19 protein-coding genes and 1 riboswitch are annotated in these 23,662 nt (G+C 57.1%); of the genes, 13 read left to right on the forward strand and 6 right to left on the reverse strand.

What is annotated here, in order from left to right; genetic code table 11:
* Nucleotides 1-72 precede the first annotated feature (72 nt).
* From DQG13_RS28400 to DQG13_RS28450, 11 genes are all read left to right on the forward strand, one after another.
* A complete protein-coding gene (locus DQG13_RS28400; RefSeq protein ID WP_113023570.1) occupies nucleotides 73-1,650 on the forward strand; it encodes an extracellular solute-binding protein in 1,578 nt (525 codons plus the stop codon).
* A 122-nt stretch (nucleotides 1,651-1,772) separates the two neighbouring features.
* Nucleotides 1,773-3,536 carry a sensor histidine kinase gene (locus DQG13_RS28405; protein WP_113023571.1) on the forward strand — a complete coding sequence of 588 codons (1,764 nt, stop codon included), beginning with the start codon at nucleotides 1,773-1,775 and terminating at the stop codon, nucleotides 3,534-3,536.
* The gene (locus tag DQG13_RS28410) at nucleotides 3,533-5,128 is read left to right on the forward strand and encodes a response regulator (RefSeq protein ID WP_113023572.1); all 1,596 of its coding nucleotides are present in this window, start codon (nucleotides 3,533-3,535) and stop codon (nucleotides 5,126-5,128) included. The genes DQG13_RS28405 and DQG13_RS28410 overlap by 4 nt, the downstream gene beginning before the upstream one ends.
* 63 nt (nucleotides 5,129-5,191) lie before the next feature.
* Complete coding sequence (locus DQG13_RS28415) at nucleotides 5,192-6,412, forward strand: glycoside hydrolase family 88 protein (protein WP_113023573.1); 1,221 nt, start codon at nucleotides 5,192-5,194, stop codon at nucleotides 6,410-6,412.
* Between the two features lie 355 nt (nucleotides 6,413-6,767).
* Complete coding sequence (locus DQG13_RS28420) at nucleotides 6,768-7,220, forward strand: ACT domain-containing protein (protein WP_181593054.1); 453 nt, start codon at nucleotides 6,768-6,770, stop codon at nucleotides 7,218-7,220.
* 102 nt (nucleotides 7,221-7,322) lie between these two features.
* Complete coding sequence (locus DQG13_RS28425; RefSeq protein ID WP_397334028.1) at nucleotides 7,323-8,606, forward strand: homoserine dehydrogenase; 1,284 nt, start codon at nucleotides 7,323-7,325, stop codon at nucleotides 8,604-8,606.
* A 12-nt stretch (nucleotides 8,607-8,618) separates the two neighbouring features.
* Nucleotides 8,619-9,611: a homoserine kinase gene (gene thrB, locus DQG13_RS28430; protein WP_113023574.1), complete on the forward strand. Its 993-nt coding sequence runs from the start codon at nucleotides 8,619-8,621 to the stop codon at nucleotides 9,609-9,611.
* Nucleotides 9,608-10,501, forward strand: a complete 894-nt coding sequence (pheA, locus tag DQG13_RS28435; protein WP_113023575.1) for a prephenate dehydratase — start codon at nucleotides 9,608-9,610, stop codon at nucleotides 10,499-10,501. Before thrB ends, pheA begins: the two co-directional genes overlap by 4 nt.
* Entirely contained in the window at nucleotides 10,501-11,379 is an 879-nt protein-coding gene (gene ilvE, locus DQG13_RS28440; RefSeq protein ID WP_113023576.1) for a branched-chain-amino-acid transaminase, read from the forward strand. The genes pheA and ilvE overlap by 1 nt, the downstream gene beginning before the upstream one ends.
* 205 nt (nucleotides 11,380-11,584) lie before the next feature.
* The gene (locus tag DQG13_RS28445; RefSeq protein ID WP_146767226.1) at nucleotides 11,585-13,525 is read left to right on the forward strand and encodes a LysM peptidoglycan-binding domain-containing protein; all 1,941 of its coding nucleotides are present in this window, start codon (nucleotides 11,585-11,587) and stop codon (nucleotides 13,523-13,525) included.
* Nucleotides 13,526-13,589: 64 nt separating this feature from the next.
* A complete protein-coding gene (locus DQG13_RS28450; protein WP_181593055.1) occupies nucleotides 13,590-14,285 on the forward strand; it encodes a BofC C-terminal domain-containing protein in 696 nt (231 codons plus the stop codon).
* A gap of 61 nt (nucleotides 14,286-14,346) precedes the next feature.
* On the opposite strand, the gene DQG13_RS28455 is transcribed toward DQG13_RS28450, so the two are convergent.
* Both DQG13_RS28455 and DQG13_RS28460 read right to left on the reverse strand, forming a co-directional pair.
* Nucleotides 14,347-15,435, reverse strand: coding sequence for a sialidase family protein (locus tag DQG13_RS28455; RefSeq protein WP_113023579.1), 1,089 nt, complete (start codon nucleotides 15,433-15,435; stop codon nucleotides 14,347-14,349).
* A gap of 19 nt (nucleotides 15,436-15,454) precedes the next feature.
* Entirely contained in the window at nucleotides 15,455-16,369 is a 915-nt protein-coding gene (locus DQG13_RS28460) for an N-acetylneuraminate lyase (RefSeq protein ID WP_113023580.1), read from the reverse strand.
* A gap of 170 nt (nucleotides 16,370-16,539) precedes the next feature.
* On the opposite strand from DQG13_RS28460, the gene DQG13_RS28465 reads away from it, so the two are divergent.
* Together DQG13_RS28465 and DQG13_RS28470 are read left to right on the forward strand one after the other, a co-directional pair.
* Nucleotides 16,540-17,433, forward strand: a complete 894-nt coding sequence (locus DQG13_RS28465) for an AraC family transcriptional regulator (protein WP_113023581.1) — start codon at nucleotides 16,540-16,542, stop codon at nucleotides 17,431-17,433.
* A gap of 37 nt (nucleotides 17,434-17,470) precedes the next feature.
* A riboswitch (cyclic di-AMP (ydaO/yuaA leader) is annotated at nucleotides 17,471-17,613 on the forward strand.
* A gap of 280 nt (nucleotides 17,614-17,893) precedes the next feature.
* A complete protein-coding gene (locus DQG13_RS28470) occupies nucleotides 17,894-18,631 on the forward strand; it encodes an HAD family hydrolase (RefSeq protein ID WP_181593056.1) in 738 nt (245 codons plus the stop codon).
* Between the two features lie 88 nt (nucleotides 18,632-18,719).
* On the opposite strand, the gene DQG13_RS28475 is transcribed toward DQG13_RS28470, so the two are convergent.
* Genes DQG13_RS28475 through DQG13_RS28490 form a run of 4 tightly spaced genes read right to left on the reverse strand, consistent with a single transcriptional unit; the run spans nucleotide 18,720 to nucleotide 23,661 of the window.
* Nucleotides 18,720-20,231 (reverse strand): CehA/McbA family metallohydrolase, encoded by a 1,512-nt coding sequence (locus tag DQG13_RS28475; RefSeq protein WP_113023583.1) that lies wholly within the window; start codon nucleotides 20,229-20,231, stop codon nucleotides 18,720-18,722.
* Nucleotides 20,232-20,242: 11 nt separating this feature from the next.
* Entirely contained in the window at nucleotides 20,243-21,187 is a 945-nt protein-coding gene (locus DQG13_RS28480; RefSeq protein ID WP_258525913.1) for a carbohydrate ABC transporter permease, read from the reverse strand.
* Between the two features lie 10 nt (nucleotides 21,188-21,197).
* Entirely contained in the window at nucleotides 21,198-22,181 is a 984-nt protein-coding gene (locus DQG13_RS28485; protein WP_258525912.1) for an ABC transporter permease subunit, read from the reverse strand.
* 31 nt (nucleotides 22,182-22,212) lie between these two features.
* Complete coding sequence (locus DQG13_RS28490; protein WP_113023584.1) at nucleotides 22,213-23,661, reverse strand: extracellular solute-binding protein; 1,449 nt, start codon at nucleotides 23,659-23,661, stop codon at nucleotides 22,213-22,215.
* Nucleotide 23,662 lies beyond the last annotated feature (1 nt).

Genomic DNA, 23,662 nt, shown 5'->3' on the forward strand with positions numbered 1-23,662 from the left:
CGCCAGTACCCTAGGGTACTGGAAATCGGTTCAAGACAACCTTCAAGAAATACTATACGAGGAGAGAGTACAATGGGATTAAAAAAGGGGTTGCTGCTGGGATTGTCCATGATGCTGGGAGCAAGCGGCCTGCTGGCGGCCTGCCAGACTGGCGGCAAGGAACCGGCGGCGCAGGGGGCATCCGCGGCCGCGGGCGGCAAATTTGACCAGCCAATAAAGCTGAAAGTGTATCATGCCGGAGCCTTCAACTTCACCGTGCAGTTTCCGGCCAGAGAGGAGGACCCCATCCGCCAGATGTTGGAGAAGGCGGTCAATGTGGATTTGAATGTCACCCTTCCCTCCAAGGACCAGATCGCATCCAAGCTCAATACCATGATTGCCTCTGGGGATACGCCTGACATGATGTTTATGTGGGACAAAAATGTCCTGGTAGACTATTACAATCAGGGTGTGCTGGCGGAACTGGACGATGTTCTGAAGGATTATCCCACTCTGGTAAATCAGTTTGCCACAGACGCCTGGGAGAATACGAAAGTGGACGGACATATTGTGGCGGTACCGGGTTATGAGCCTGTAAATGCTACAAGAGGCTGGTGGATTCGCAATGATTGGCTTCGGAAGCTAAACTTGCAGGCGCCAACTACATCCGAGGAATTGCTGGAGGTGATGAAAGCGTTCACCTTTAATGATCCCGACGGCAATGGCAAGGATGATACCTACGGCTTTGTGGCGGGCGTCAGCAAGGATGCCGACCTGAACGCATTCGGCTGGGGGCAAATTTTCCTGATGTTCGGGGTGCTGCCCAATACAGTGGATTTTCAGGACGGCAAGGTGGTGTTCGGCAATACGGACGAGCGGATGAAGGAGGCACTGGCGTTCATCCAGAAGATGATTGCCGCCAAGGTAGTGGACCCCGACTGGGTTTCCATCAACGACACCGCGGCAGTGGACCGGAAGATGTACGCAGGCAAAACCGGAATTATCATTAATGATTGGCGGAGAATGGAGCCTGCTTCCCAGGAGAAGATGAAGGAGGTAAGCGGCGAGGTGCCCGACTGGGTGACTATTCCCCCGGTAAAGGGTCCCCACGGCGACCAATGGACAGCCTACAAGTCGCTGCAAAACAACGGTTGGGCGATTTCACAGAATGCCGCCAAGGACCCGGAGAAGGTGAAACGCATCCTCTCGCTGCTGGAATATTGGTACACCGATAAAGAGGCCTATCCGTATACGGCATACGGCATCAAGGGGACTCAGTGGGAGATGGCCGAAGGGAAGCCCCGGAAGCTGGAGCTGACCAAGGAGCAGACCGAGAAGCTGGCTTGGACGGCCAACTGGGCCATGCCCCGCCGGGCGGATGACGGAGTATACTTTGACTTCAAAAACCCAAAAACCTCGGAATTCCAGCAGATCAATCTCAAGTATGTGAAGGTGAATCCGGCCAGTCCGCTAATTGTTCTGGATGCCAATGATACCAAGTACAATGACCGCAAAAAGTATATCAACGAATCCCTGCTGAAGTTTATGATCGGCAAGGAGTCTTTAACCAACTGGACCCTTTATCTCGATACTCTGAATAGCAAATTCGATTATTCCAAGTATGTGGAGAATGTGAACAGCCAATTGAAAAGCAAGGGGCTTCTGAAATAGGAGCAGACAGGATGAATCAGGGCAGGAAGCGCATGCGTCGTGCAAGCGTTTCTGCCCTGCATGGCTTCCATCAGGTATAATGGAATGAAGCGGACAAAGCTGCATGAAAGCGGGGCGTTGGAGTGATTAAGCTGAAATCCATCTGTGGAGGCATGTCCTTTAAGCTGTTTGTGCTGTGCTTATTGTTTGTGTTCCTGGTAGTCAGCGGCGTTACCCAGCTGTCGTACCGCTATATGCGCAAGGAGATGCAGAACAACAATGATTTTTATGTCAGGCAAATTCTTTCTAAGGTGGATCAGTATTTAACGCTTACCTCCTCCTCTATCCAGACGCAGCTGCATGCCATTAACGCTTCTTATGTGCCGGGAATGCCTCTTGAAAACCTGAAGCCGGAAATGGGCCAACTGCTGGAGCTAAATCAGGGACTGGTGAAGAATGTGTATGTAGTCTGCCCGGATCTGGGTATCATCGGCGGCAGCCCCCTGACAGTGGTGTTCGAGGACCCCAGGGAAGAGCGCAGGCCGTTCTATGAAAAAGCGGCGGCGCATAAGGGCGAGGTCATCTATACGGCGCCCTATGAATCCCTCTCGTCAGGCTGGACTGTGACCATGGCCAAATATCTGACAGGCTCGGAGCCTCCCGCGGTGGTTGCTCTGGACATGGATTTGAGCGCTTTCGAGTCCATGTTTATGGATTTGTCCCGGTCTGATTTGCTGAACATGGGGATCATTGACGGACAGGGCATGCTCATAGCCGGATTTCCCCGGCGGTTCGGCGCCATTGATCCCGCTACCCGCCGCACTGTCATCGGCAATCTTTCATCGGAGGATATTGCCGCAACTACGGAGTCCTTTTTTACCGCCATTAACCAGTCCGGGCAGCCCATTGAAATTCTGAAGTATCCGGCATCCCGGTTTGACTGGTCGATTATTTCCGTTAATGATGATTCCCGCATGATGCAGTCCTATCGAAGACTGAGGTCCCATTTTTGGCTTTTGATGGCCGGAGGTTTGGTTTTAAGCACCTGTGCCTCCTGGCTGGTAACCCGCTATATACGCAAGCCGGTCCACTTTCTGCGCAACCAGATGCGTGCCGTCAAGCTGGGGAGTCTGTCTGCGGAGGCTGAGCTGCAGCGTTCCGATGAATTCGGGGAACTCTCCCGCACCTTTAACCAGATGATCCGGCGGATTCAGGATTTGGTCCACGACCGGGAGGAGACCCTGGAAACCAAGCGCCTCATGGAGATTCAGGTGCTTCAATCCCAGATTAATCCCCACTTTTTATATAATACGCTGGGTTCCATCAGCAACATTGTCGGTTTGGGCCAGTATGATAAGGTGGATACGGTGGTGTTTTCACTGATCCGCATTCTGGAATACGGTATTGCGGATGCCTCCAGGCCGGTGACGCTGCAGGAGGAGCTGGATAATGTCAAAGACTTTATTCAGGTCCAGAATCTGCGTTATTGCAAGTCGTTCGCGGTGATGGAGGAGATCGAGCCGGAGCTCTACGCTTATCCGGTATTCCGCATGTTTTTGCAGCCGATTGTGGAAAATAGCTTATTTCATGGCTATTGCGGTGGAAGAACACTGGGAAGCATTCGCATCCGCTCCTTCAGGGAGAGCGGTCGGGTAGTGGTCACCGTGGAGGATCAGGGGATTGGCATGTCGGCGGCTGCGGCAGAACGCCTGCTGCAGGACACCCCATCCTGTACGCCGGGGCGCAAAAGGATTGGACTGCGGAACATTCACCAGCGGATTCAACTATATTACGGCTCCGATTATGGATTGACGGTTCACAGCAGGCTGGGAGAAGGCACATGTGTAAGGGCGGAATTTCCGGCGTCGGGGGATAAGGACAAGCTGGTAAAGGAGCTGGCAACATGAGGCGGTACCGCTGCCTGATTGTGGATGATGAGGACTTGATCATAGAACGGCTGAAGGGAATATTCCGCCGTTTTGAAGACCGGTTCGAGCTTGTAGGAGCCGCCTATTCCGGCATGGAGGCGCTGAAGCTGGCAGAGGAACGGCAGCCGGATATTGTATTGACTGATATTGTTATGCCCCGGATGGACGGAATGACACTGATCGCGGCCATGAAGCCGGCTTATCCCTCTGCCGTATTCATTATTCTGACCGCCTACTCGGACTTTGAATACGCCAAGCAGGCTATTCAATTGGGCGTTAATGACTATATTATCAAGGTTCCCCTGGAGGAGCAGGAAATCCGCGGGGCTCTGGAGAAGGCTGCCCTGGCCATTGGGCAAAAGGAGAAGCTGGACAGGGAGCTGCTCCGCTTAAGCCGCTTCCGCCTGGAGCATGTATACAGACTGCGCCGCCAAATGTTTGGAGAGCTGCTGTCCGGCGCCTCCGCCCATCGGCAAATTCAGGACATGGGCGAGGAGCTTCGGCTTACCTTCCGCCCGGAGCAATATTTCGCCTTTGCCATGGAGGATAGCGATTACCGCTCCTTTGCTGCGCTTTATAACGAGAAGGATCGAAGCATCCTGCAGTATGCACTTTTGAATATCACGGAAGAAACATTGTCCCAGCAGGGGCTGGAAGGGCTGGTACTGGAGCTGGAGGACAACCGCATTCTCGGGCTCGCCTCTGTATCCGGCAGTCCGGGAGAGGCCCGGAGCCACCGCCAGGCCATGGAGCTGGGGCAAGCGCTGATGGGCAATATCGGGCTATTCCTCAAACGCCGCATGAATGTCAGCTTCAGCAGGACGGCCTTCGGCTGGGAGGCTCTCCGCAGCGTCTGCCGGGAAGCGCTGGAGAGACTGGGAGCCTCTTATTATGAGAAGCAAGGCGTTGTACTGCATTCTCAACACCCGTTTCAACAGGACCCACACGGGGAGGAATGGGTGGAGAAGGTGGCCCGGAGAGGGCTGGATGCGCTGAAGCAGGATTGCTGGGACAAGGTCTGGCTGGAGTTGTTCCGGGAGTTGGAGGAGCATGCGGGGAAAAAAAGAGTTCCGGCGCAGCAGATGACGCAACAATTGAAGGGGTTGCTCCAAGGTTTGCACTTGCATGTGGAGGAGCGGCTGGGGAGTTCGTCGGCTCCTTGTCCGGACCTTGAGGAGCTGCCTTTCCTCAGCCAATTGGAGCTGTGCCGCAGCTATATCCGGAGCTGTCAAGAGCGGCTCGACAACACACGCCGCCCCGAAATCCGCAAAGCCAAGCAGTATATTGCCGCCCATTTGGCAGAACGCTGCTCCTTGGATGAGATTGCGGAGCATGTCGGCCTGAATCCTTCCTATCTCAGCACTCTCTTCAAACGTGAGGAAGGGGAAACGCTGGTGGATTACACCAACCGCTGCAGGATTGAAAAGGCGCTGGAGCTTCTGAAGCAAGGAGATTACTCCAATCTGGAGCTTAGCGAGATGGTGGGCATTATGAATGAAAGGTATTTTTGTACGCTGTTTAAGCAAATGTATGGGCTGCCGCCGCAAAAATACCGGAAGAAACGCCTATGATCGGGGAAGAACGGGCGGCTCTGCTGCGGGAATCCCCGGATTCAAATAAGGGAGTGTGCGAGAATGAAAAAGGCGCTGCAGACCGCCATTGATAAAACACGTCTCAATATAGCGTTGATCGGCGAGGATTTGCGGGAGTTTCCAGCCAGACAGGACGGCATGTACTTCCGTTCTCCCCGTGAGCGTTGCTTGAAGCTGGAGCATATTTTTAATTGGACTCATTCCTTTATTCCGGGAATGGCTTATTGGGCGTACCGCCTTACCAAGGAGGACCTGTTTCTCAAATGGCTGTACAGCTTTTACGGCGAGTACAGGGACAAGGTGTTCACACGCCCCATGGAAACCATGCATGACCTGGGATTTCTCTACTCGCCGTATGCGGTGGCACTCTACAAGCTTGCCGGAGACAACAATATGAAGGAACTGGGGTTGAAAGCGGCGGATGAACTGGCCCGGCGGTTTGTTCCCCGGGGCGGCTATATCCAGGCGTGGGGACGGCTTGATGGCGTGATTCCGGCTTATGTGGACGTGAATCTGGCGCAGGATTGGTTTTTTACGGAAAGTAGGGGACTGGCCATTATCGATTGTATGATGAACCTGCCTCTGCTGTTCTGGGCCGGGGAGGTGTCCGGCAATCCGTATTATGCTCGTATTGCCGTGGCCCATGCCGATATGACCTTACACCGCTTCATCCGCGAAGACGGTTCCATCTGCCATGCCTACCGGTTTGATGAACAGACAGGGGAGCCGCTAAGTGAGGAAAATTACTGCGGCCACTCCAGGGACTCCCATTGGGCCAGAGGAACTGCCTGGGCGGTATACGGCTTTGCTATTGCTTGCTCATATACGGGAGAAAGCAAGTATCTTGAGGCTGCAGTCCGGCTGGCCCGCCGGTATCTGGAGCAGTGCAGGGCCGCCGGGGTTCCCGTTTGGGATTTCCGGCTGCCGCCGGAGCAGCCCGCCCTGTCCTGTCCCTCCCCAGGTGCACAGGCGGACTGGGATGCGAGGCTGGAGGAGAACAAGGTGTACAACCGAGACACCTCCGCTGCAGCTATCATGGCTTGTGCCCTTCAGGAGCTGGCTTGCCTCCGGCCCGGTGAGGGGTTCGCGGAAGAGGCGGACGGCATCATGGAGACTCTGTGCCGGAAATATGTGGATGCGAACATGGAAGTGTCCGGTTTGCTTCGTTGCCAAAACGGAAATATGACTTATACCGTTTATGGAGACTACTTTCTGATGGAAGCTTTGGCCCGGCGGCATGGGATGCTGGAACGGATTTGGTAAGAGGCACCGGCGACGCCGAATTGCTGGCAATGCTCCAATAGCCTCCGGCATACATAAGAGATATTCCGGTCCGGAATCGGCCCCGGAGAAATCCAATCCAGCTTTCCCCCTTTTGTCGGGGAGAGCTTTTTTTGTTTTGCCCCAGCCGGCAAAGACCCGCTGTTCTGCAAGTTCGGTTTCGCATCTTGCTTGTCCCCATTTTTCTTTGTATGATAACGTGGAGATGCCATAACATGACAATTGGTTTGTCATAAAACGTACAATTGTTGCCGGACCTATTGCCGGATTGAATACCTTCCGGTATAATGTCCACAACAAGAAAACAAAAGTCTCTTTGGAGAGGACGAAATCCGGAATGTCGGAAACGAAAATCAATGATCGCTACTACTTGGTGCGCCAAGACATTTTGCCGGAAGCGCTGGTCAAGACCATGCAGGTCAAGGAAATGCTGGCGCAGGGCCAGGCCAGAACCATCCATGAAGCGGTTGATAAGGCGGGGCTTTCCCGCAGCGCTTTCTATAAATACAAGGACGGTATTTTCCCCTTGAGCAAGCTGGAGCGGGAGCGGATTGTGACCATCTCCATGGATTTGGAGAACCGTTCGGGGATTCTCTCCAAGGTGCTGGGGCTTATCGCCAGCCTGGAGGGCAATGTGCTGACCATTCACCAGTCCATTCCGCTGCAGGGAATGGCCAATGTGGTCATCTCCGTGGATACGTCTTTGATGGGGGAGCAGTTTGTCACCTTTATCGAGACGCTGCGCAACCATGATGGGGTGAAGCGGGTGTCCATTGTCGGACAGGGCTAAAGCTAAATAGCCTGAGCCAGAGCATCCGCGGCTGTGTCGGGGGCAACTGCTGCTGACACTGCAAGGTATAGAGGAGAGAGAGACAGAACAGGAGGAATCACTGTGACCATCAAAGTGGGTTTGCTCGGCCTGGGTACGGTAGGAACCGGGGTTGTGCGGATCGTGGAAGGACATCAGGAGGACCTGCAGCGGCAAACAGGTCTGGGCATCCGGATTGAAAAAGTGCTGGTGCAGGATATATCCAAAAACCGGGCCGTAGCCTTCGGAGAGGGAGTGCTGACCGACAAGCCTGCCGATATTATCGCCAATCCCGATATTGATGTGGTGATCGAGGTAATGGGCGGCATTGAACCGGCCAAAAGCTATGTGCTGGAGGCCATCTCCCGCGGCAAGCATATTGTTACCGCCAACAAGGACCTGATGGCCCTGCACGGCGAGGAGATCATGACCGAAGCCGCAGCCCATGGCTGCGATGTATTCTATGAAGCCAGCGTAGCCGGCGGCATTCCCATTATCCGGACGCTGACGGAGGGCTTCTCCTCCGACCGGATCACCAAGGTGATGGGGATCGTCAACGGCACCACCAACTATATTTTGACCAAAATGAGTAAAAAAGGCGCCGCCTACGAGGATGTGCTGAAGGAAGCCCAGGAGCTGGGTTATGCCGAAGCCAATCCCGGCTCCGATGTGGATGGTCTGGACGCCGCCCGCAAGATGACCATTCTGGCTACCCTGGCCTTCCGCACCAATGTGGATCTCACCGATGTGAAGGTGCAGGGTATCCGCAAGGTCAGCAAGGAGGACATTGCCTACGGCAAACGGCTGGGCTATGAAATCAAGCTTCTGGGCATTGCCGAATGCCATCAGGATGAGATCAGCGTCAGTGTGCAGCCCACCATGGTGAAAACCACCCATCCGCTGGCGTCGGTCAACGGCGTATTCAACGCCGTATACGTGTACGGCGAGTCCGTAGGCGAGACCATGTTCTATGGACCGGGCGCAGGCGAGTTGCCCACAGCCACCTCCATTGTCTCCGACCTGGTGAATGTGGTGAAAAATCTGCGGATGGGCGTCAATGGCCGGACCGCCACCCTGGCGTACAAGGAGAAGAAGCTCCGCCCGGATACAGACATTTGCTCCAAGTTCTACATTCTCCTGCACGTGGCGGACAAAGCGGGTGTGTTGGCCCGGATCACCCAGGTGTTTGCCGAGAATGAGGTCAGCCTGGAATCAGTGAATCAGCAGCCCAACCCGGTGAATCCCATGGCGGAAATTATCATTATTACCCACACTGCCAATCAGGCGGCGATGAATCAGGTCCTGGAGGCGTTCCGCCAACTGGATGTGGTGCAGGAAATCAAGAGCGTCTACCGTGTGGAAGGCTAAAGGAGAGCGAACATGAGCAGCAAGCATATAGAAGGAGTCCGGGTCCGGGTTCCGGCCAGCACGGCCAACCTGGGACCGGGCTTCGATTCCCTTGGCCTTGCCCTTTCCTTATATACCTGGATCGAAATGCGGCCTGCCGGGAATCAGACGGAGTTTCATTATTACGGAGAGCAGCTGGCGGATAAAGGGCTGCCCACGGACAAAACCAACCTGGTCTACAAGGTGGCCCAGCAGGTGTTCGACAAAGCGGGCGTCGACCTTCCGGAGCTTGAGGTTTCCATGTACAGCGATGTCCCCCTGACCCGGGGTCTGGGAAGCAGCGCCTCCACCATTGTTGGCGCGTTGACGGCTGCCAATGCCTTGATCGGCTCGCCTTTTGCAGACGATGATTTGTTCCAAATGGCCAGCGCCATGGAGAAGCACCCGGACAATGTGGGGGCTTCTCTTTTTGGAGGCCTGGCTGTGGCCTTCTGGGACGGGGAGCGGGCGGAGTGCATCAAGGTGGACCCCCATCCCCGCCTGGAGGCGCTGGTGGCCATTCCCCGCTTCCAGCTCTCCACGGAAAAGGCCCGGAACGTGCTGCCCAAGGAGCTGTCCATGCAGGACGCCGTATTCAATGTGGGCCACTCCAATGTGCTGGTGGCAGCATTGTGCACCGGCCGGCTGGACATGATCCGCCAGGCCATGAAGGATGCCCTCCATCAGCCCTACCGGGCCGCTCTGGTGCCGGGAATGGCGGACATATTGCGGGATGCCCCCGAGCATGGCGCTTTGGGGATCGCCCTGTCCGGCGCAGGTCCCACTATGTTTGCCCTGGTGGACCGGGAGTCCGGCGATAAGGAGAAGCTGGAGCGGTTTCTCCACAACAGCTTCGGAGCCGCCGGCATCGAGGCGGATACCCTGTGGCTTTTGCCTGACCGGGAGGGGCCGCAGATCAAACTCTTGACACCGGAATCTCCTTCGGGTACATTTATCGAAAACATCAAAGGAGAGGTTCGGGAGTGAAGCGCATCGGTTATTTAGGCCCAGAGGGGACTGTTTCCCATGAGGCGGCGGCATTATTTTTCCAGGGGGAACAGAATCAGAATGCCTTCTTCCCATATAAGCTGGTGGCGGATATTTTCTCCGCCGTGGCGGACGGCTCCATGGATTACGGCGTTGTGCCCATTGAGAATACCATCGAGGGCTCCGTGCGCATGCATGTGGATTCCCTGGTCCAGGAGGACAGTCCGCCCATCCAGGCGGAGTGGACCTACCCGTCCAGACAAAATCTGATCGGCCACGGGGATGAGCTGCTGCTGCCCGGAGGCGGAACGGACTATGCCCGCATCCGCAAGATTCTGTCCAAGGATGTGGCCATTGCCCAATGCCACCGGTTTCTGAACGCCCATGTGCCCGATGTGGAGTTTGAATATGTGAACAGCACCGCCCACGGCATCCGCCTGGTGAAGGAAAATCCCGGAAAAGGCTGGGCGGCCATCGGCACCAAGCTTGCCAGCGGCATGTATGATCTCTCCCTCTTGGCAGAGAATATTACCGACCATCACAACAACTACACCCGATTTGTCCTGATCGGCCGGGACAAGCTGGAGCTGCAGCCCTCCGACAGCTGGAAAACCACCATTCTGGTGACCCTGCCGGAGGATTTTCCCGGTGCGCTGCATCAGGTGCTGTCCGCCTTCGCGTGGCGCCGGATCAACCTTACCAAAATTGAATCCCGTCCTACCAAGCTGAAGCTTGGCAGCTATTATTTTTATATTGATGTGGAAGGAACGACGGAATCGGTACTTTTGCCTGCCGCCCTGGAGGAAATTGAAGCCTTGGGCTGCATGGTCCGCGTACTGGGCTCCTATCCCAGCTATCCCTACGAAATTCTGAAGGAGGTTCAGGCGTAATGTCGGAGCAATGGATTTATCTCAACGGAGAATTTGTCACCAAGGAAAATGCCAAGGTTTCCGTGTATGACCACGGTTTTTTGTACGGAGACGGGATTTTCGAGGGCATCCGGCTTTATAACGGGAATATCTTTAAATTGAAGGAGCATTTGGACCGTCTTTATGATTCGGCCAAGTCGATTATGCTGGATATTCCGCTGTCGTATGAGGAGATGGAAACGGCGCTTGCCGAAACCCTGCGCAAGAACGGCCTGAAGAACGGCTACATCCGTCTGGTGGTGTCCCGCGGCCCCGGCGATCTGGGCCTTGATCCCCGCCGCTCTCCCAAGGCATGGGTGATTATCATTGCGGAGCAGCTGGCCATTTATCCGGAGGAAGCCTATGTAAACGGGCTGAAGACCATCTCCGTCTCCCCCCGCCGGAATCTGCCGGACGCCTTGAACCCCAAGATCAAATCCCTGAACTATCTCAACAATATTCTGGTGAAAATCCAGTCCAATCTGGCCGGCGTAGGCGAGGCCATTATGCTGAACTCCCAGGGCTACGTGGCCGAAGGCTCCTCGGACAATATCTTTATCGTCAAACGCGGAGTGGTCTACACGCCTCCTTGCTATTGCGGCGCGCTGGAGGGCATTACCCGCCTGGCGATTATCGAGCTGTGCGCCAAACACGGCATTCCGCTGAAGGAAGAGCCCTTCACCCTGCATGATGTCTATGTGGCCGATGAGGTGTTTTTTACCGGCACGGCTGCCGAAGTTATCGCTGTCCGCGAGGTGGACGGACGCACCATCGGGGCGGGCAAGGCCGGTCCCGTCACCACCCGCCTGCTGAAGGAGTTCCGCGGCATCGTGGAGCATGACGGCTACAAAGTCTATTAGGCATTTTTTTCCCAAGCCATGCTTTTCCCGTTATAAGACAAACCCTCCTCACCATATGGTGTATGGAGGGTTTTTTCGTAATTCTGGCAAAATGGGGGATGTCATACGCCTATTGTTTGCATACGATGAAGGGAGCTTGATGTAGCGCGGCTACAGGCAACCCAACGCGGGCAACCGCAAAATTTACGCACGGGAGGTTTTGGGATTGAAGATTCATATTGTCAAGCAAGGCGACACACTGTTCGAGATAGCCAAAAAGTACGGTGTCACCCTGGATCAGCTGAAGGCGGCCAACCCCCAGATTACGGACCCCGACAGGATCGATGTGGGGCAGAAGGTGAAAATTCCCGCAACTGGAAGCACCGTCCCCACGCCCCCGGCCGAGTACAAGCATAAGCACACGGTGGTGCAGGGAGATACCCTGTGGAAAATCTCCAAGGCTTGGGAGGTACCGCTTCAGGCGCTGATTAATGCCAACCCCCATCTGAAAAACCCCAGTGTGCTGCTGACGGGAGATACGGTATACATTCCCAAGGCTTCGGGAGGCGGTTTTCAGGGCGGCCATGCGGGCTGGTCGGCGTCCATCGGCAAAAAGGCGGCGACTGCTCCCAAGGCGGAGCTGCTGAAGCCCAAGGGCACGGAGCAAAAGCCGGTGGTGCAGGAGCCTGCGCCTGCGCCGCAGCCGGTGGTGGAGAAGCCTGTTGAAAAGCCCGTTGAAAAACCGGTGGAGAAGCCTGTTGAGAAGGCCGTGGAGAAGGCCGTAGAGAAGCCTGTGGAAAAAGCGGCTGAAAAAGCTGTGGAAAAAGCGGCCGAGAAGGCTGTAGAAAAAGCCGCCGAAAAGGCAGTGGGAAATGAGGCCGCACAAAAGCCGTCCTTCCCCAATGCAGTATCGCCGATAGCGGAAAAATCCTCCGCACCCCAATTCCAGTCTCCTGTTGCAATCGGCAATATGGAGCCCAATAATGTGCTGCCTGCGGCGCAAAAACCGGAACAATCCGCGCTGACCCAGCCCATCTCCAGCAATGTGAATCCGTTTATGCCGGTGGCGGAGGCAGCGCAAACGGCGCAAAAAGCCCCATGCCCGCCTTGGCCGGAGCTGCCGTACGGAGGTTATCCCATGCCGCCGATGTTTGTATCTCCCCAAGCAACGGCGGGAGCCCAGGATCTGCAGAATCCCTTCTGCCAGACGCCTGTTCCCGCAGTGGAAGCAATGGCTGCTTATCCTTCCGGACAGGGGCCCTTCGACCAGCCGGCCGGTTGGCCGAATCAGCCGTTCCCCGGCCTTGGCAATAATGCGCCCTTCGCCGTCTCGCCGCTGGCACAAACGCTGCCTGACTGGGGGCAAGGGGATTGCGGCTGCGGAGGAACTATCCCGGGGCTGCCCTATGCGCTTCCCGAAGCAGCTTCGGCGCCCGGATGGGACCCGGCTGCCGTCCAGCCCTGGGGCAGCCCCGCAGCAGCCTCTCCGTGGCCCAGCATCGGTGTGCCCGGCCCCGTATGGCCCGAGCAGCCGGCTGCACAGTCGCCGTGGACAGTTTCCCCGGCGGCAGGTTATGGATGGCCGCAGCAGCCTTGCCCGGAAGCAGCGAATCCGTGGACCGTACAACCGGCAGCCAACATGCCGTGGGTAGAGCAGCCGTCGGCAAACAATGCCCCGTGGGCTGTACAGCCTGCGGCAAACAACGCTCCGTGGGCTATGCAGCCCGCGGCAAACAACGCTCCGTGGGCTATGCAGCCCGCGGCAAACAATGCCCCGTGGGCTATGCAGCCCGCGGCAAACAACGCCCCATGGGCCGCGCAGCCTGCGGCAAACAACCCGTGGGCCGTGCAGCCCGCAGCATATTATCCCTGCCCTGATGCCGCCGTCCATTCTCTGCCCACCATGGCCACGCCTTATGCCAACCCGTATGCTTTCGCCGGCGACAGCGCGTCCAATCCGCCGGTAAATGCCGCGCCCCATACGGAGGCCATTGCAGTGGAGCAGGCGGCTCCAGCCGCCAAAGGCGCTTCCGCGCCCGACCGGACCAAGCCGGCGCCGAAAAAGCCGCAAGCCAAGAAGCCGCAGCAGACCAAGTCCTACAGCACAGCCAAAGCGGCGCCCGTTGATCCCGAACCCAAGAGCAGCCAGCCCTGGATTAATTTCTAAGTTTGTATAAATCCCCTCCGGAGTGGGAATGCTAGAAAAAAACTCCGGAAGAAGGGGAACGAACGTGACTTACTCCAACCTGTACAAACAGTTGAAACGTCGGCTGAAGATGAAAAAGCGCTGGCTGTCGCTGGGAGCCGGTTTGCTTTTGGCCGGCTCTGCCGTTACAGCTTTGTGGCTGCATCAGGGGGCGGAGGAGCCAAAGCCGGACTATCTGGCGGCAGCAACAGTGTTGAATCCGAAGGATATGAGCCTGGAGCAGGAGGCGGAAGCAGTCAGCGCCGGGGTGCTGGAAAGCATCAGGAACGGGAAAGGCTCCAGGGAAGTGATTCTGCGCAAGCACTACGTGTGCGGAGAGGAAACCTCCGAAAACCGGACCATGACCCCGCAGGAAATCCTTAGCTTCCACAAAGAGCATCCGGACATCCAGTTAAGCCTGGACGGGAGCGGCCGGGTGCAGATTGTGGAGCCGGTGGAGGACCTGTCGCCCCAATGCAGGGAAAATGCTTATTTCGGAATGGATAAGAACGGCAATCTCAGTCTGTTCGAGGGTATTCCCGAGCAGGAGCGGGTTATCCGCACCTTTTTCCAGCTGGATGTCCAGCATATGAAGAGCAGCCTGCCCGGAGATGCGGTCAACCAGCTGTACAGCGGCATCCGTGTAACCGATATGGAGGATTACAACTCGGTTTTGTCCACCTTCAGCGAGTATGCTTCTTCGCCCTCCGCTCCGGCGGCGGGCAACGCCCACGGGCAATAGCCGGGCTATTGCTCCCGGCACAAAGAGCTTCTGCCCATTGCGGTGCAGAAGCTCTTTGTCGTTACCCATCAAACCATTCCCGTTTGATCACAGTGAGGTACAAATCGAGACCGTGCCGCTGGAACGGCTGCTTCGCGTCGTTGGCGAGCAATTGCGGATCAGCCACCTTCGAATATGTCAGAAGAGCGTCGCCCGCTTCGGTCATCATGCAGTTGAGATTCATATACTCATAAGGCCCTGCTCCAATATCTCCGATTTTGCGCCACGTTGCGCCGCCGTCCCGGGACAGCGCCGCAGACAACGGTGTGCGCAGCCCGTAATGATGTCTTCCCGGATCGTACTCGCTTGCATTGTAAAACAGCGCCAGAGCGTCTGTCCCCGGGATGCGCCGCAGACAGGTGCATGATTCCGGGGCGGGCACGCCGGATGTTTGCGGCAATGTCCAGGTTTCTCCCCAGTTATCAGACCGTGACAGAAAGACGGCGCCCAGTTGGGTGCGCAGCGACATCAGCAGCTTGCCGCTGCCCGGCTTCAGCTCGGCGACGGACGCTTCCATCGCTCCCCGCATGGGCAAATCAATTGTACTGGACGCCCGGCGCCAGCTTCGTCCTTCGTCGTCGCTTAAGAAACAGCAGACCGTATTGTGTTGGCTGCCTTGATGCCCGTTGCCGAAATGGAACGGCAGCAGCAGACGCCCATTGCTCAAGAGGTTCATATGGTTGGCGCCGCCCTGCATCCATTGGCCGGCGCTTCGCTCCCAGATGAATCCCGATTCCTGCCACGTCTCCCCTTCGTCGGAAGAACGGAACAAGCACATGCTTGAGCTGCTTGCGCCATAATGCCCGCGCAGACAATGCAGCAGCAAATCGCCGGAAGGCAGCCGGGACAAGCCTGGCGCCTGCACGTTATGATCTCCCGGCCACACGTCAACGAGCATCCGCTCCTCTCCCCATGTCATACCGCCGTCTCCCGATGTTTTCGCGTAAATGCGGCAAAGCCCGAAATCGCTGCCGCCTCCGGGGCTATCCCCATATTTGTGCCAGACGAGCAGAAGCCGTCCATCCCGCAAAGAGACAATGCTTGCGGTATCATTGCGCGGGTTGCCCGGTCCTGCGCCGGCTACAAGCACGTGCCGGAACCACTCGCTCATGATCGCTGCCGCCTCCTTGTCATTTATCCACCGCTTGCAAAAAATCGAATTGGCCAACGAATGCGGCAATTTGCGCCCGCTGCTCTTCGGTCAACTGCTGGATCGGCTTGCGCGGCAGCCCGGTATCGATGCCCTGCAAACGCAGCACCTCCCGTTCAAATGCGATAAAGTCGTACTGCAGCAATTCTGCGATCACGCGGTTTGCTTGCGTCTGCAGCGCCCGAGCCTTCGTCAGATCGCCCGCCTGGAAGCTGCGGTACAGCTCCACAAACAGCTCCGGCATGATGTTGTACGTGCTGCCGATGGCGCCGCAGCAGCCGACAGCCAGCCCCGCCAGCAAACATTCATCCGGTCCATTGAACACGCGGAAATCCGGTCCGCAGGCATCAATTAACTGCTGCAGCTGGAAGGTATCCATGGACGTAAATTTGACGCCGATTACATTGTCTTCACGGGACAGCTCCTCATAAAATCTCACCGTGGACTGCACGCCTGTCATCGCCGGGAAATGGTAGATGATCAGCGGAACATCGGCCGCCATCGCAATATCAAGATAGTGGCCGCGAATTTGCTCGGGACCATGCTTGTAATAAAACGGCGCTACCGACGATACTGCATCGGCCCCAACACGCGCTGCATGCTTGGACAGTCTGATGCAGGACGCCGTATCCATCGCCCCGACATGAGCAATGACCGGGACGGCTCCGCGCACCTCGTCCAGCACAACCTCCAGAAACAGCTCCCGCTCGTCTGCTGTCTGCAGAAAGCCTTCCCCTGTACTTCCGCTAAGATAAAACCCGCTTACCCGCTTCTGCAGCAAATGGCGAACCAGCCTGCGGGTGGCTTGCTGGTCAATCGCTCCCGACTTGTCATACGGCGTAATCATCGCCGGAATAATGCCTTGCAATCGTTCCAATGCAGAACGCTGTTTCATAGTAAAACCTCCGTCTCATCCTGATCTGCCCTGCGTATCCTGTCTCCGCCTCGCGGGCTATCTTTAGCATAGCGGCGCCGTATGCGCAAATCGTCCCATATTTTCTCGATATCTCTCAATATTTTCAGTATAATGAGTTCACTATTCCATACCAATGTCAGGGGGCCGCCATGGCATCCGTCATTCCTTCCGTGCTTACGGATTATCCGCATAAAGACCGCTTTCCCTTTTACATTATAAAAAAAATCAACAATCACATCCCCCCGCACCGGCACGACTTTCTGGAGCTCTGCCTCGTCGTTGACGGGCGCGGCACGGAGACGGTCAACGGTGTCTCCCATACGCTGGAGCCGGGGATTATGACGTTTCTGCTTCCGTATCAAATTCACGCTATTCGCGCTGATCAAGGCTCCGATTTGCTGCTCTACGTGTGCAACTTCGACATGGGCCTGCTGCTGAATGCTCCCGACCGGGAATTCGTGTATGCGCTGCTGCATGAAGACGAAGCGGAGCCGGCTCCGTTTATCCGGATACGCCCGGAGCAGCACCGCGATATGCTTGCGTTGTTTGAGCGAATGGAGGAGGAGTATGACCGCAGCGAGCGGTGGAAGCCCATCATCCTGACCTCCATGCTGTTTGAAGCCCTTGCCCGCTTCGACCGCATACGCTCCCGGCAGCGCCATACCTCCCCCGCACCGGCCATACACAAACCGGAAGGCTCGACGATCTGGGAGATTGTGCACTATATTCACCAGCATTACCAGGAGCCGCTGACCCTTGCCGGGCTTGCAAGGCAGTTTCATTTCAGTTTGCCCAATTTAAGCAAGCTGCTCAAACGCCATCTGGGGACAAGCTTTATCGGGTTTATCCACGAACTGCGCATTCGTCAGGCGTGCAGCCTGCTTCGCTCCAGCGAGATGAGCATTACCGATATTGCGCTGGAAGTCGGCTTTCGTTCCTTCGCCAGCTTCTCGCGCGTCTTCAACCAACGGAAAGGGGTTGCGCCTTCAACGTACCGGAAAATGGCCGCGGACCCGCAGGAGACTGAAAACGGCCGGTCCTGAGAATAAAATGTTTGACTTTTCAGTTTTTTTGAAGTAGCATAAAATTACGCTTAATTTCCGGGAGAAAATACCGGAAAGCGGGGGAACCAGTCTTTTGGGGCGAATCATGCAGCTTTTGCATGTAGGGATGCCATCTGCCCGAGTCCGTCAGCTAACCTCGTCAGCATGGAGATGGGTCATTACTTTGCTTATATCAAGTAGAGTCGGGCCCTTGTTTAAAGGGCTCTTTTTGCGTTTTTTGAATGCCCAAATTCCTGCTGGCTTACCCTTGCGAAAATGCCTGCACAGAGCATTTTCCTTCGGGGGCTCCCCCAAAAAGTACCCGGATTTTGCCGCGAAGCTTCTCGTCACTTTTGGGGGATTGTTGTTTACTGACGGATCATTCCCGCTCCCCCACCATGCCGGATGCAGGCTGCTTATGCGGCGGTATGAGTCTATTGAACGCAGGAAGGGAGGAGAGATGATGATCAAAGCGGTTATTTTTGATTTTGGCGGGACTGTCCTGGATACGGAAACTCCCCGTTACCAAAGCTTCCTGGAAGCTTACCGCCAGCAGGGGGCCGAATTGGACTGGTCATTGTATGCGCAATGCATCGGCACCGGATTCCAGGATTTCAACCCCTACGAGGATCTGCTTGGCCGAATGAAGCTGCCTGTCCAACTGAATGCCTTCCGCGACGCTATCCGCAGCCGATGTGCGGAGCTGACGGAGCAGGAGCAGCTTCGTCCGGGGGTAATGGATGCGCTGGTGCGGGCCAAAGCCATGGGCCTCAAAATCGGGCTGGTATCCAGCTTGCCCCGGCGGGAGATTGATCCGTATCTCCAGAAATGGGGGATTGCCCCGTATTTCGATTGTATCCGCACAGCGGATGACGCCACCCGGTTGGCCCCTGATCCGGAGCTGTACCAGCAGGCCGTGCGGATGCTGGGCGTAAACCCCCGGCAGGCGGCGGCCATTGAGGATTCACCGGCAGGCGCCGAGGCGGCTATGCTGGCCGGCATGTATACGGTTGTTGTCCCCAACGCCACAACGGCCGGAATGAAGTTCGGTCACTGCCATGCAAGGCTGGACTCCTTGGACCAGTTGGAGCTTCCCGAGCTCCTGGACCGGGTGCAGGGCGCCAAGGCCATGGTCTATGAGCCCGCGGTGTTTTGGAACCGGGTTTTGCCCATTGAACATGAAGCGGAGGTCGGTTGAGCTGTGAAACGCCATAAGAAAGGCCGGTTCTGGTGAGAATATCCAGAGCCGGCCTTTTTGGCATGCGGACGCATGTATTGCAAATGCTCTATTCGGCGGCAATATAGATGGGGTTGGTCATGGCTGCCAGGGAAAGCCCTCCGGCCTCCTCCGCAAACCGCCAAAGCTCCGCCCGGTAAAACAGCCGGCTGCGGGGAACCAGCCCCAGCAAGGCGCCGCTGCTTCCATTTTGGCCGGCCTTGACCCCGCCGCCAAGACCATCGACGCAGCAAACCTCAGCTCCCCCGCCTGCGTCCAGAACCCGCTCCTCCTCCAGGCCGTTGGCGGAATAAACCCGCAGCACATCGCCGGACAACAGGCCGCCTGAGGCCTGCACATCCAGCCACAGCCCCTCCGCTTTGCCGGCGGGGACCACATCGCCCATCCCCCATTGGCCGATAGAGAGACAAAGCCGCGGCCCCTCCGGTGAATGGGACAGGGTGACCCGGCCGCGGTCCACAGCGCGGAGAATGGCATTCACCGAGCGGCCGTTGGCGTAAATCCAGTTGCAGGGGGCGCCGTGGCGGATATACGGATGGGGGCGGTGGAAATCGCTGCCGCCGATGGCGGTGAGCCTGCGTCCCGCTGCCAGCTGCTCCTGCCACCACACCAGCGTCTTCCGGTTATCCTCACGCCAGGGGCCGTTCCAGACCTCCACCCAGTCATGGGGAACGTCGAAGCTCCACTTCCAGCCGCAATTGCTGCAATGGGGATGGTTCAGCGAGATATAGGCGCCACGATCCTTCGCAGTGCGCATCAGCCCAATGGCATCCTCCGCCCGGAGCGCGCGGAAATCATCCGCCGGCGCTTCCAGTCCATACAGATTGCAATGGCCGGAGAGGGTGGTCAGCTCCATGGCCGGGATCAGCGTCAGGTCCGTCTCCAGGCGGTGGCGGGCGATATTCTGGCTCACCGTATTGTGGTCCGTCAGGGCAAGAAAATCCAGCCCCGCCTGCTCGGCCAGCTTAATGGCCTCGGGCAGGGAGTATTGCCCGTCGCTATGGTTGGTATGGGCGTGGAGCTCGCCCTTCAGCCAGCGGGCCTGCCCCTCTTCCAGTTGCACCTCCAGGGTCACCCGGCAACCGGTTGCGGGAACCCGGTAGGCGCCCAGGACGATCTTCCATTCGCCCGGAAGCAGCGCTCCCGGAATATAGCCCGGAGTTGCTTCCTCCGGCCCGATTTCAAAGAAGCTGCGGGCGCCGCCGCTCCAGCCCCGCATGGTGGCGGAATCGCGGATGCCCAAATCCACAATGGTGGTTTTGAGGGACGGGAGGCGGATGCCGAACCCGTTGGCGGCAGGTTTGGCCAGGGCGGCAGCGTCTGCGGCCGGTAAACCGCCGCTTTCCGGCTGTCCGTTCTCCTCCGCCGGCAAAGCCTGCTCCGGTTGGCCCAATCCTGCTTGATCGCTTCCTGCGGCCAACCCGCTTGTTTTTTCCCCCGGCAAATCCTCCACCTTCATGGATACGGAAAGCCGCTCCATATTCTCCGGCACCGTAAACGGCACCTCGATGTATGTTTTTTCCTCATGGGACATAATGTCCCGCACAAGCTCAAGCCGCATGGGGCCGCCTCCTATTCTTTAGTTGCCCCCGCAATGATTCCCTTCACAAAGAAGCGCTGGACAAACGGATAAATGATAATGAGCGGCAGCAAGGCAATCACAATGCCTGCCATCCGGACATTTTTGGTGATGAGAAAATTGCTGGAGGTGGAGGAGGTGTCGATGATCAGCGCCTTCAGCGCCACCTGCAGCGTATATTTGGCCGGATTGTTCAGGAACAGCACAGCGGAGGTGAAGTGGTTCCATTTGCCCACAAACTCGAACAGGGTGACGGTTGCCAGCCCCGCCGCGGACAGGGGGATATATATGGTCAAGAATATCCGCAGCTCTCCCGCCCCGTCAAGCCTGGAGGATTCCCCCAACTCCCAAGGCACCGCCGCGAAGAAGCTGCGCATCAGGAGAATGCTGAAGCCGGACACAATGCCGTTGACAATCAGCGCCGAAAGGGAGTTAAGCAGCCCCAGCTCCTTGTTCACAATGTACACGGGGATCATGATGGTTTCGAAGGGCACCATCATGGTCAGCATAATGAAGCCGGTCAAGAGTCTTCTGCCGGGCAGCCCCCGCTGGATCAGGACATATCCGGCCAAGGCGCAGAGGCAAACATGGCCGAGGGTCCCCCACACGGTGACGATGGTATTGTTCCAGAACGGCCGTCCCAACTGGATCTTGTTCCATACAGTAGAATAGCCCTCCGTGCTGAAGTCCTCCGGCCACAGAATGATCCGGGGCTCCATGGAGGCAAGCCCATCGGAGAAGGAGAGGGCCGCTGTATTAAGCAGGGGGATCACCATGGTGGACACCAGAAACAGGAGGAACAAAGTGTTGAGGATATCGAACAAACGGCTTCCCCAGCCGCTCCCGGCCTGCAATCGCTCCGGTCTCCGTTTGCTGCCACGGCGGTCTAACCTCACGCCGCCTGTTGATCCGGCGATTTCCGCCCCGGATTGCATCATCTTCACGTCCTCACCTCTCCCCATTCCCGGCTGCCCGGCGCACAGCCAAGGTCAGCAGCACCGTGGCGGCAATCACCAGACAGCCTGCGGCGTTGGCCACACCCATATCGAATTTCACCAGGCCTTTTTCGTAGGTGTAGATCATCAGAACATCCACATACCGTTCAACAGCGGGATTGCGCATGGCAAAAATCTGGTCAAAAATCCGCAGCACGCCCATGACCGACAGCATCAGCACCACCTGCATAGCCGGCGCCAGCTGCGGCAGGGTAATATGCCGGACCAGCTGCCAGCGGTTGGCGCCGTCGATCCTGGCCGCCTCGAACAAGGCGGGATTCAGGCCCACAATGGCGGCCAGATAAATAATGCAGGTATAGCCCGCGTCCTTCCACACTGCCGCCAGCACCATAGCTGCCCGGCTGTACTCTTTTTCCGCCAAAAAGTGGATGGGGGGCAGGCCGAACCACTCCCGCAGCTCGTTTGCCAGCCCGCCGTCGGGGGTCAGCATAAAAATCCAGATGCCCGCCACCACAATCCACGAGAACAGATGGGGCAGATACACGATCATCTGCGTCAGCTTTTTGAACCAGGCCCGTCCGACCTCGTTTAAGGACAGGGCCACCACCAGCGGGGCGGCAAAGCCCAGCACGAGAATGCCTCCGCCGATCATCAGGGTGTTGCCCAGCATCCTCCAGAAATCCGGGTCCGACAGCACGGTCCGGTAATTGTCCAGCCCCACAAAAGGGCGGTCCCCGATGACCCGGAATTTCTGGAAGCTGATGAGGAACCCCCGCACCAGCGGGTAGTAGGAAAACGTCAGGAAGTAGGCAATCACCGGGATCATCATCAGATAGAAAATGCCGTACCGCGTCCACAGCCTGTGCAGCATGGGAAGGCTTCCGGCAGCGCGCCGGCCGCCTCCCTTGCGGATGGCACGGTCCCCGGTTTCCCGGCTGCCTGCTTGAGGAATAGCCAACTGGTTATCCGCAGCCATTTTCGTTCACCGCCCTTTCATGTGTGAGGGTTTAGTCAATCAGCTTGGCAGCCTTCAGCTCGTCATTCATTTTCTTCACCGCATCGGCTGCGGGGATTTTCCCCTGCATGGCCTGAAGGGCGTAATTGTTCAGGATCTTCTCCACTTCCTTCCAGCTGGAGCCGGTGGTTTCCAGAGTGGCATGCTTCAATACCAGCTCCTGGGCTTCCTTGACACCCGGCAGCAGGCCGAAGGGATTTTGCCACTTGGTATTGTAAATAAACGGCGAACCGTGATCCTGGCCGTGGTCCTTGCCTGTTTGGGTCAGCTCATACTTGCCGTCCTTGACGGTGTAGTCCTCGCCTTCAATACCCAGGGTGCCGAGGATATTGCCCTTTTCCGTGCTCCAGAACTCGATGAATTTCATGGCTGTAGCCGGATCGGGGGAGTTCACCGGAATGATCCAGACATTGGGGTCGCCCCGGCGCATGATCACCTTGCCGTCCGGCCCTTGGGCGGGCAGCAGGCCCTTGGCCTTGAAGGTGGTGGCCGGGTCCTTTTGCAGCCGGGTATTGTTGAACATGCCTACCCAGGCATCCCAATAGGTGACCATGCCTACACGGTCGGTCAGGAACAGGTCCCGCATCTTGCCGGAGTCATTGGTGGCGAAGTTGGGATCGAGAATTCCTTCCTTGTAGAGCTTGGCAAACCATTCGTAGACGGGGATAGCCGCTTCGGAGGCGTAAGGGATGGTGCGTGTGCCGTCCTTCACCACATAACCGGCCTTGACCCCCGCTCCGCTCATAAAGCCCTGGATTTCGTACAGGCCAGCGGTGCTCAAGCCGTAGGTATCGGCTTTGCCGTTGCCGTCGGGGTCCTTTTCCTTGAAGGCCTTCAGGACATTGTAATAATCGTCCAGGGTTTTGGGCTCCTGGAGCTGCAGCTTCTCCATCCAGTCCTGGCGGACCACCGGCATGGTGCCGCCCTGAAACTTGGTGAAGATGCCGTAGACCTTGCCGTCCTTCAGACGGACCTGATCCCATTCCTGAGCGGGGAAAACAGCCGGGTCGGAGATGATGGAGGAGGCTTTGATTTTGTCATCCAGAGGCATCAGCACCCCTTGATCGTAGAGAATCTCCATCAAAGGCTTGTCCACCTGGATCAGATCATACTTTTCCCCTGCGGAAATAGCCGGCAGCAGCTTGTCGTTCATGTTGCCGCTGGGCTTCTCCATGGTGACCTTGATGCCGGTCAGGCGCTCCACCTCTTTTTCGAACAGGACATGCTCTTCGGGAGTTTTGCCGCCGATAACCCCCACCATCATGCGCAGATGCTTCTGGCTCTGCGGGCTGCCTGAAGGCGCCGCCGAAGCCGCAGTCGATGCCGCCGGATCAGGCGAAGCTCCGCTGTCCTGCTCCGATTGGCTGCCGCAAGCGGCGGTGGCCAGCATCATGGCGGCCATTACCGCAGTTAAACCCAGCTTTGTTTTGTTGTTTCCCATA

Source organism: Paenibacillus sp. YN15 (genome assembly GCF_003285005.1).
Classification (GTDB): Bacteria; Bacillota; Bacilli; order Paenibacillales; family NBRC-103111; genus Paenibacillus_AR.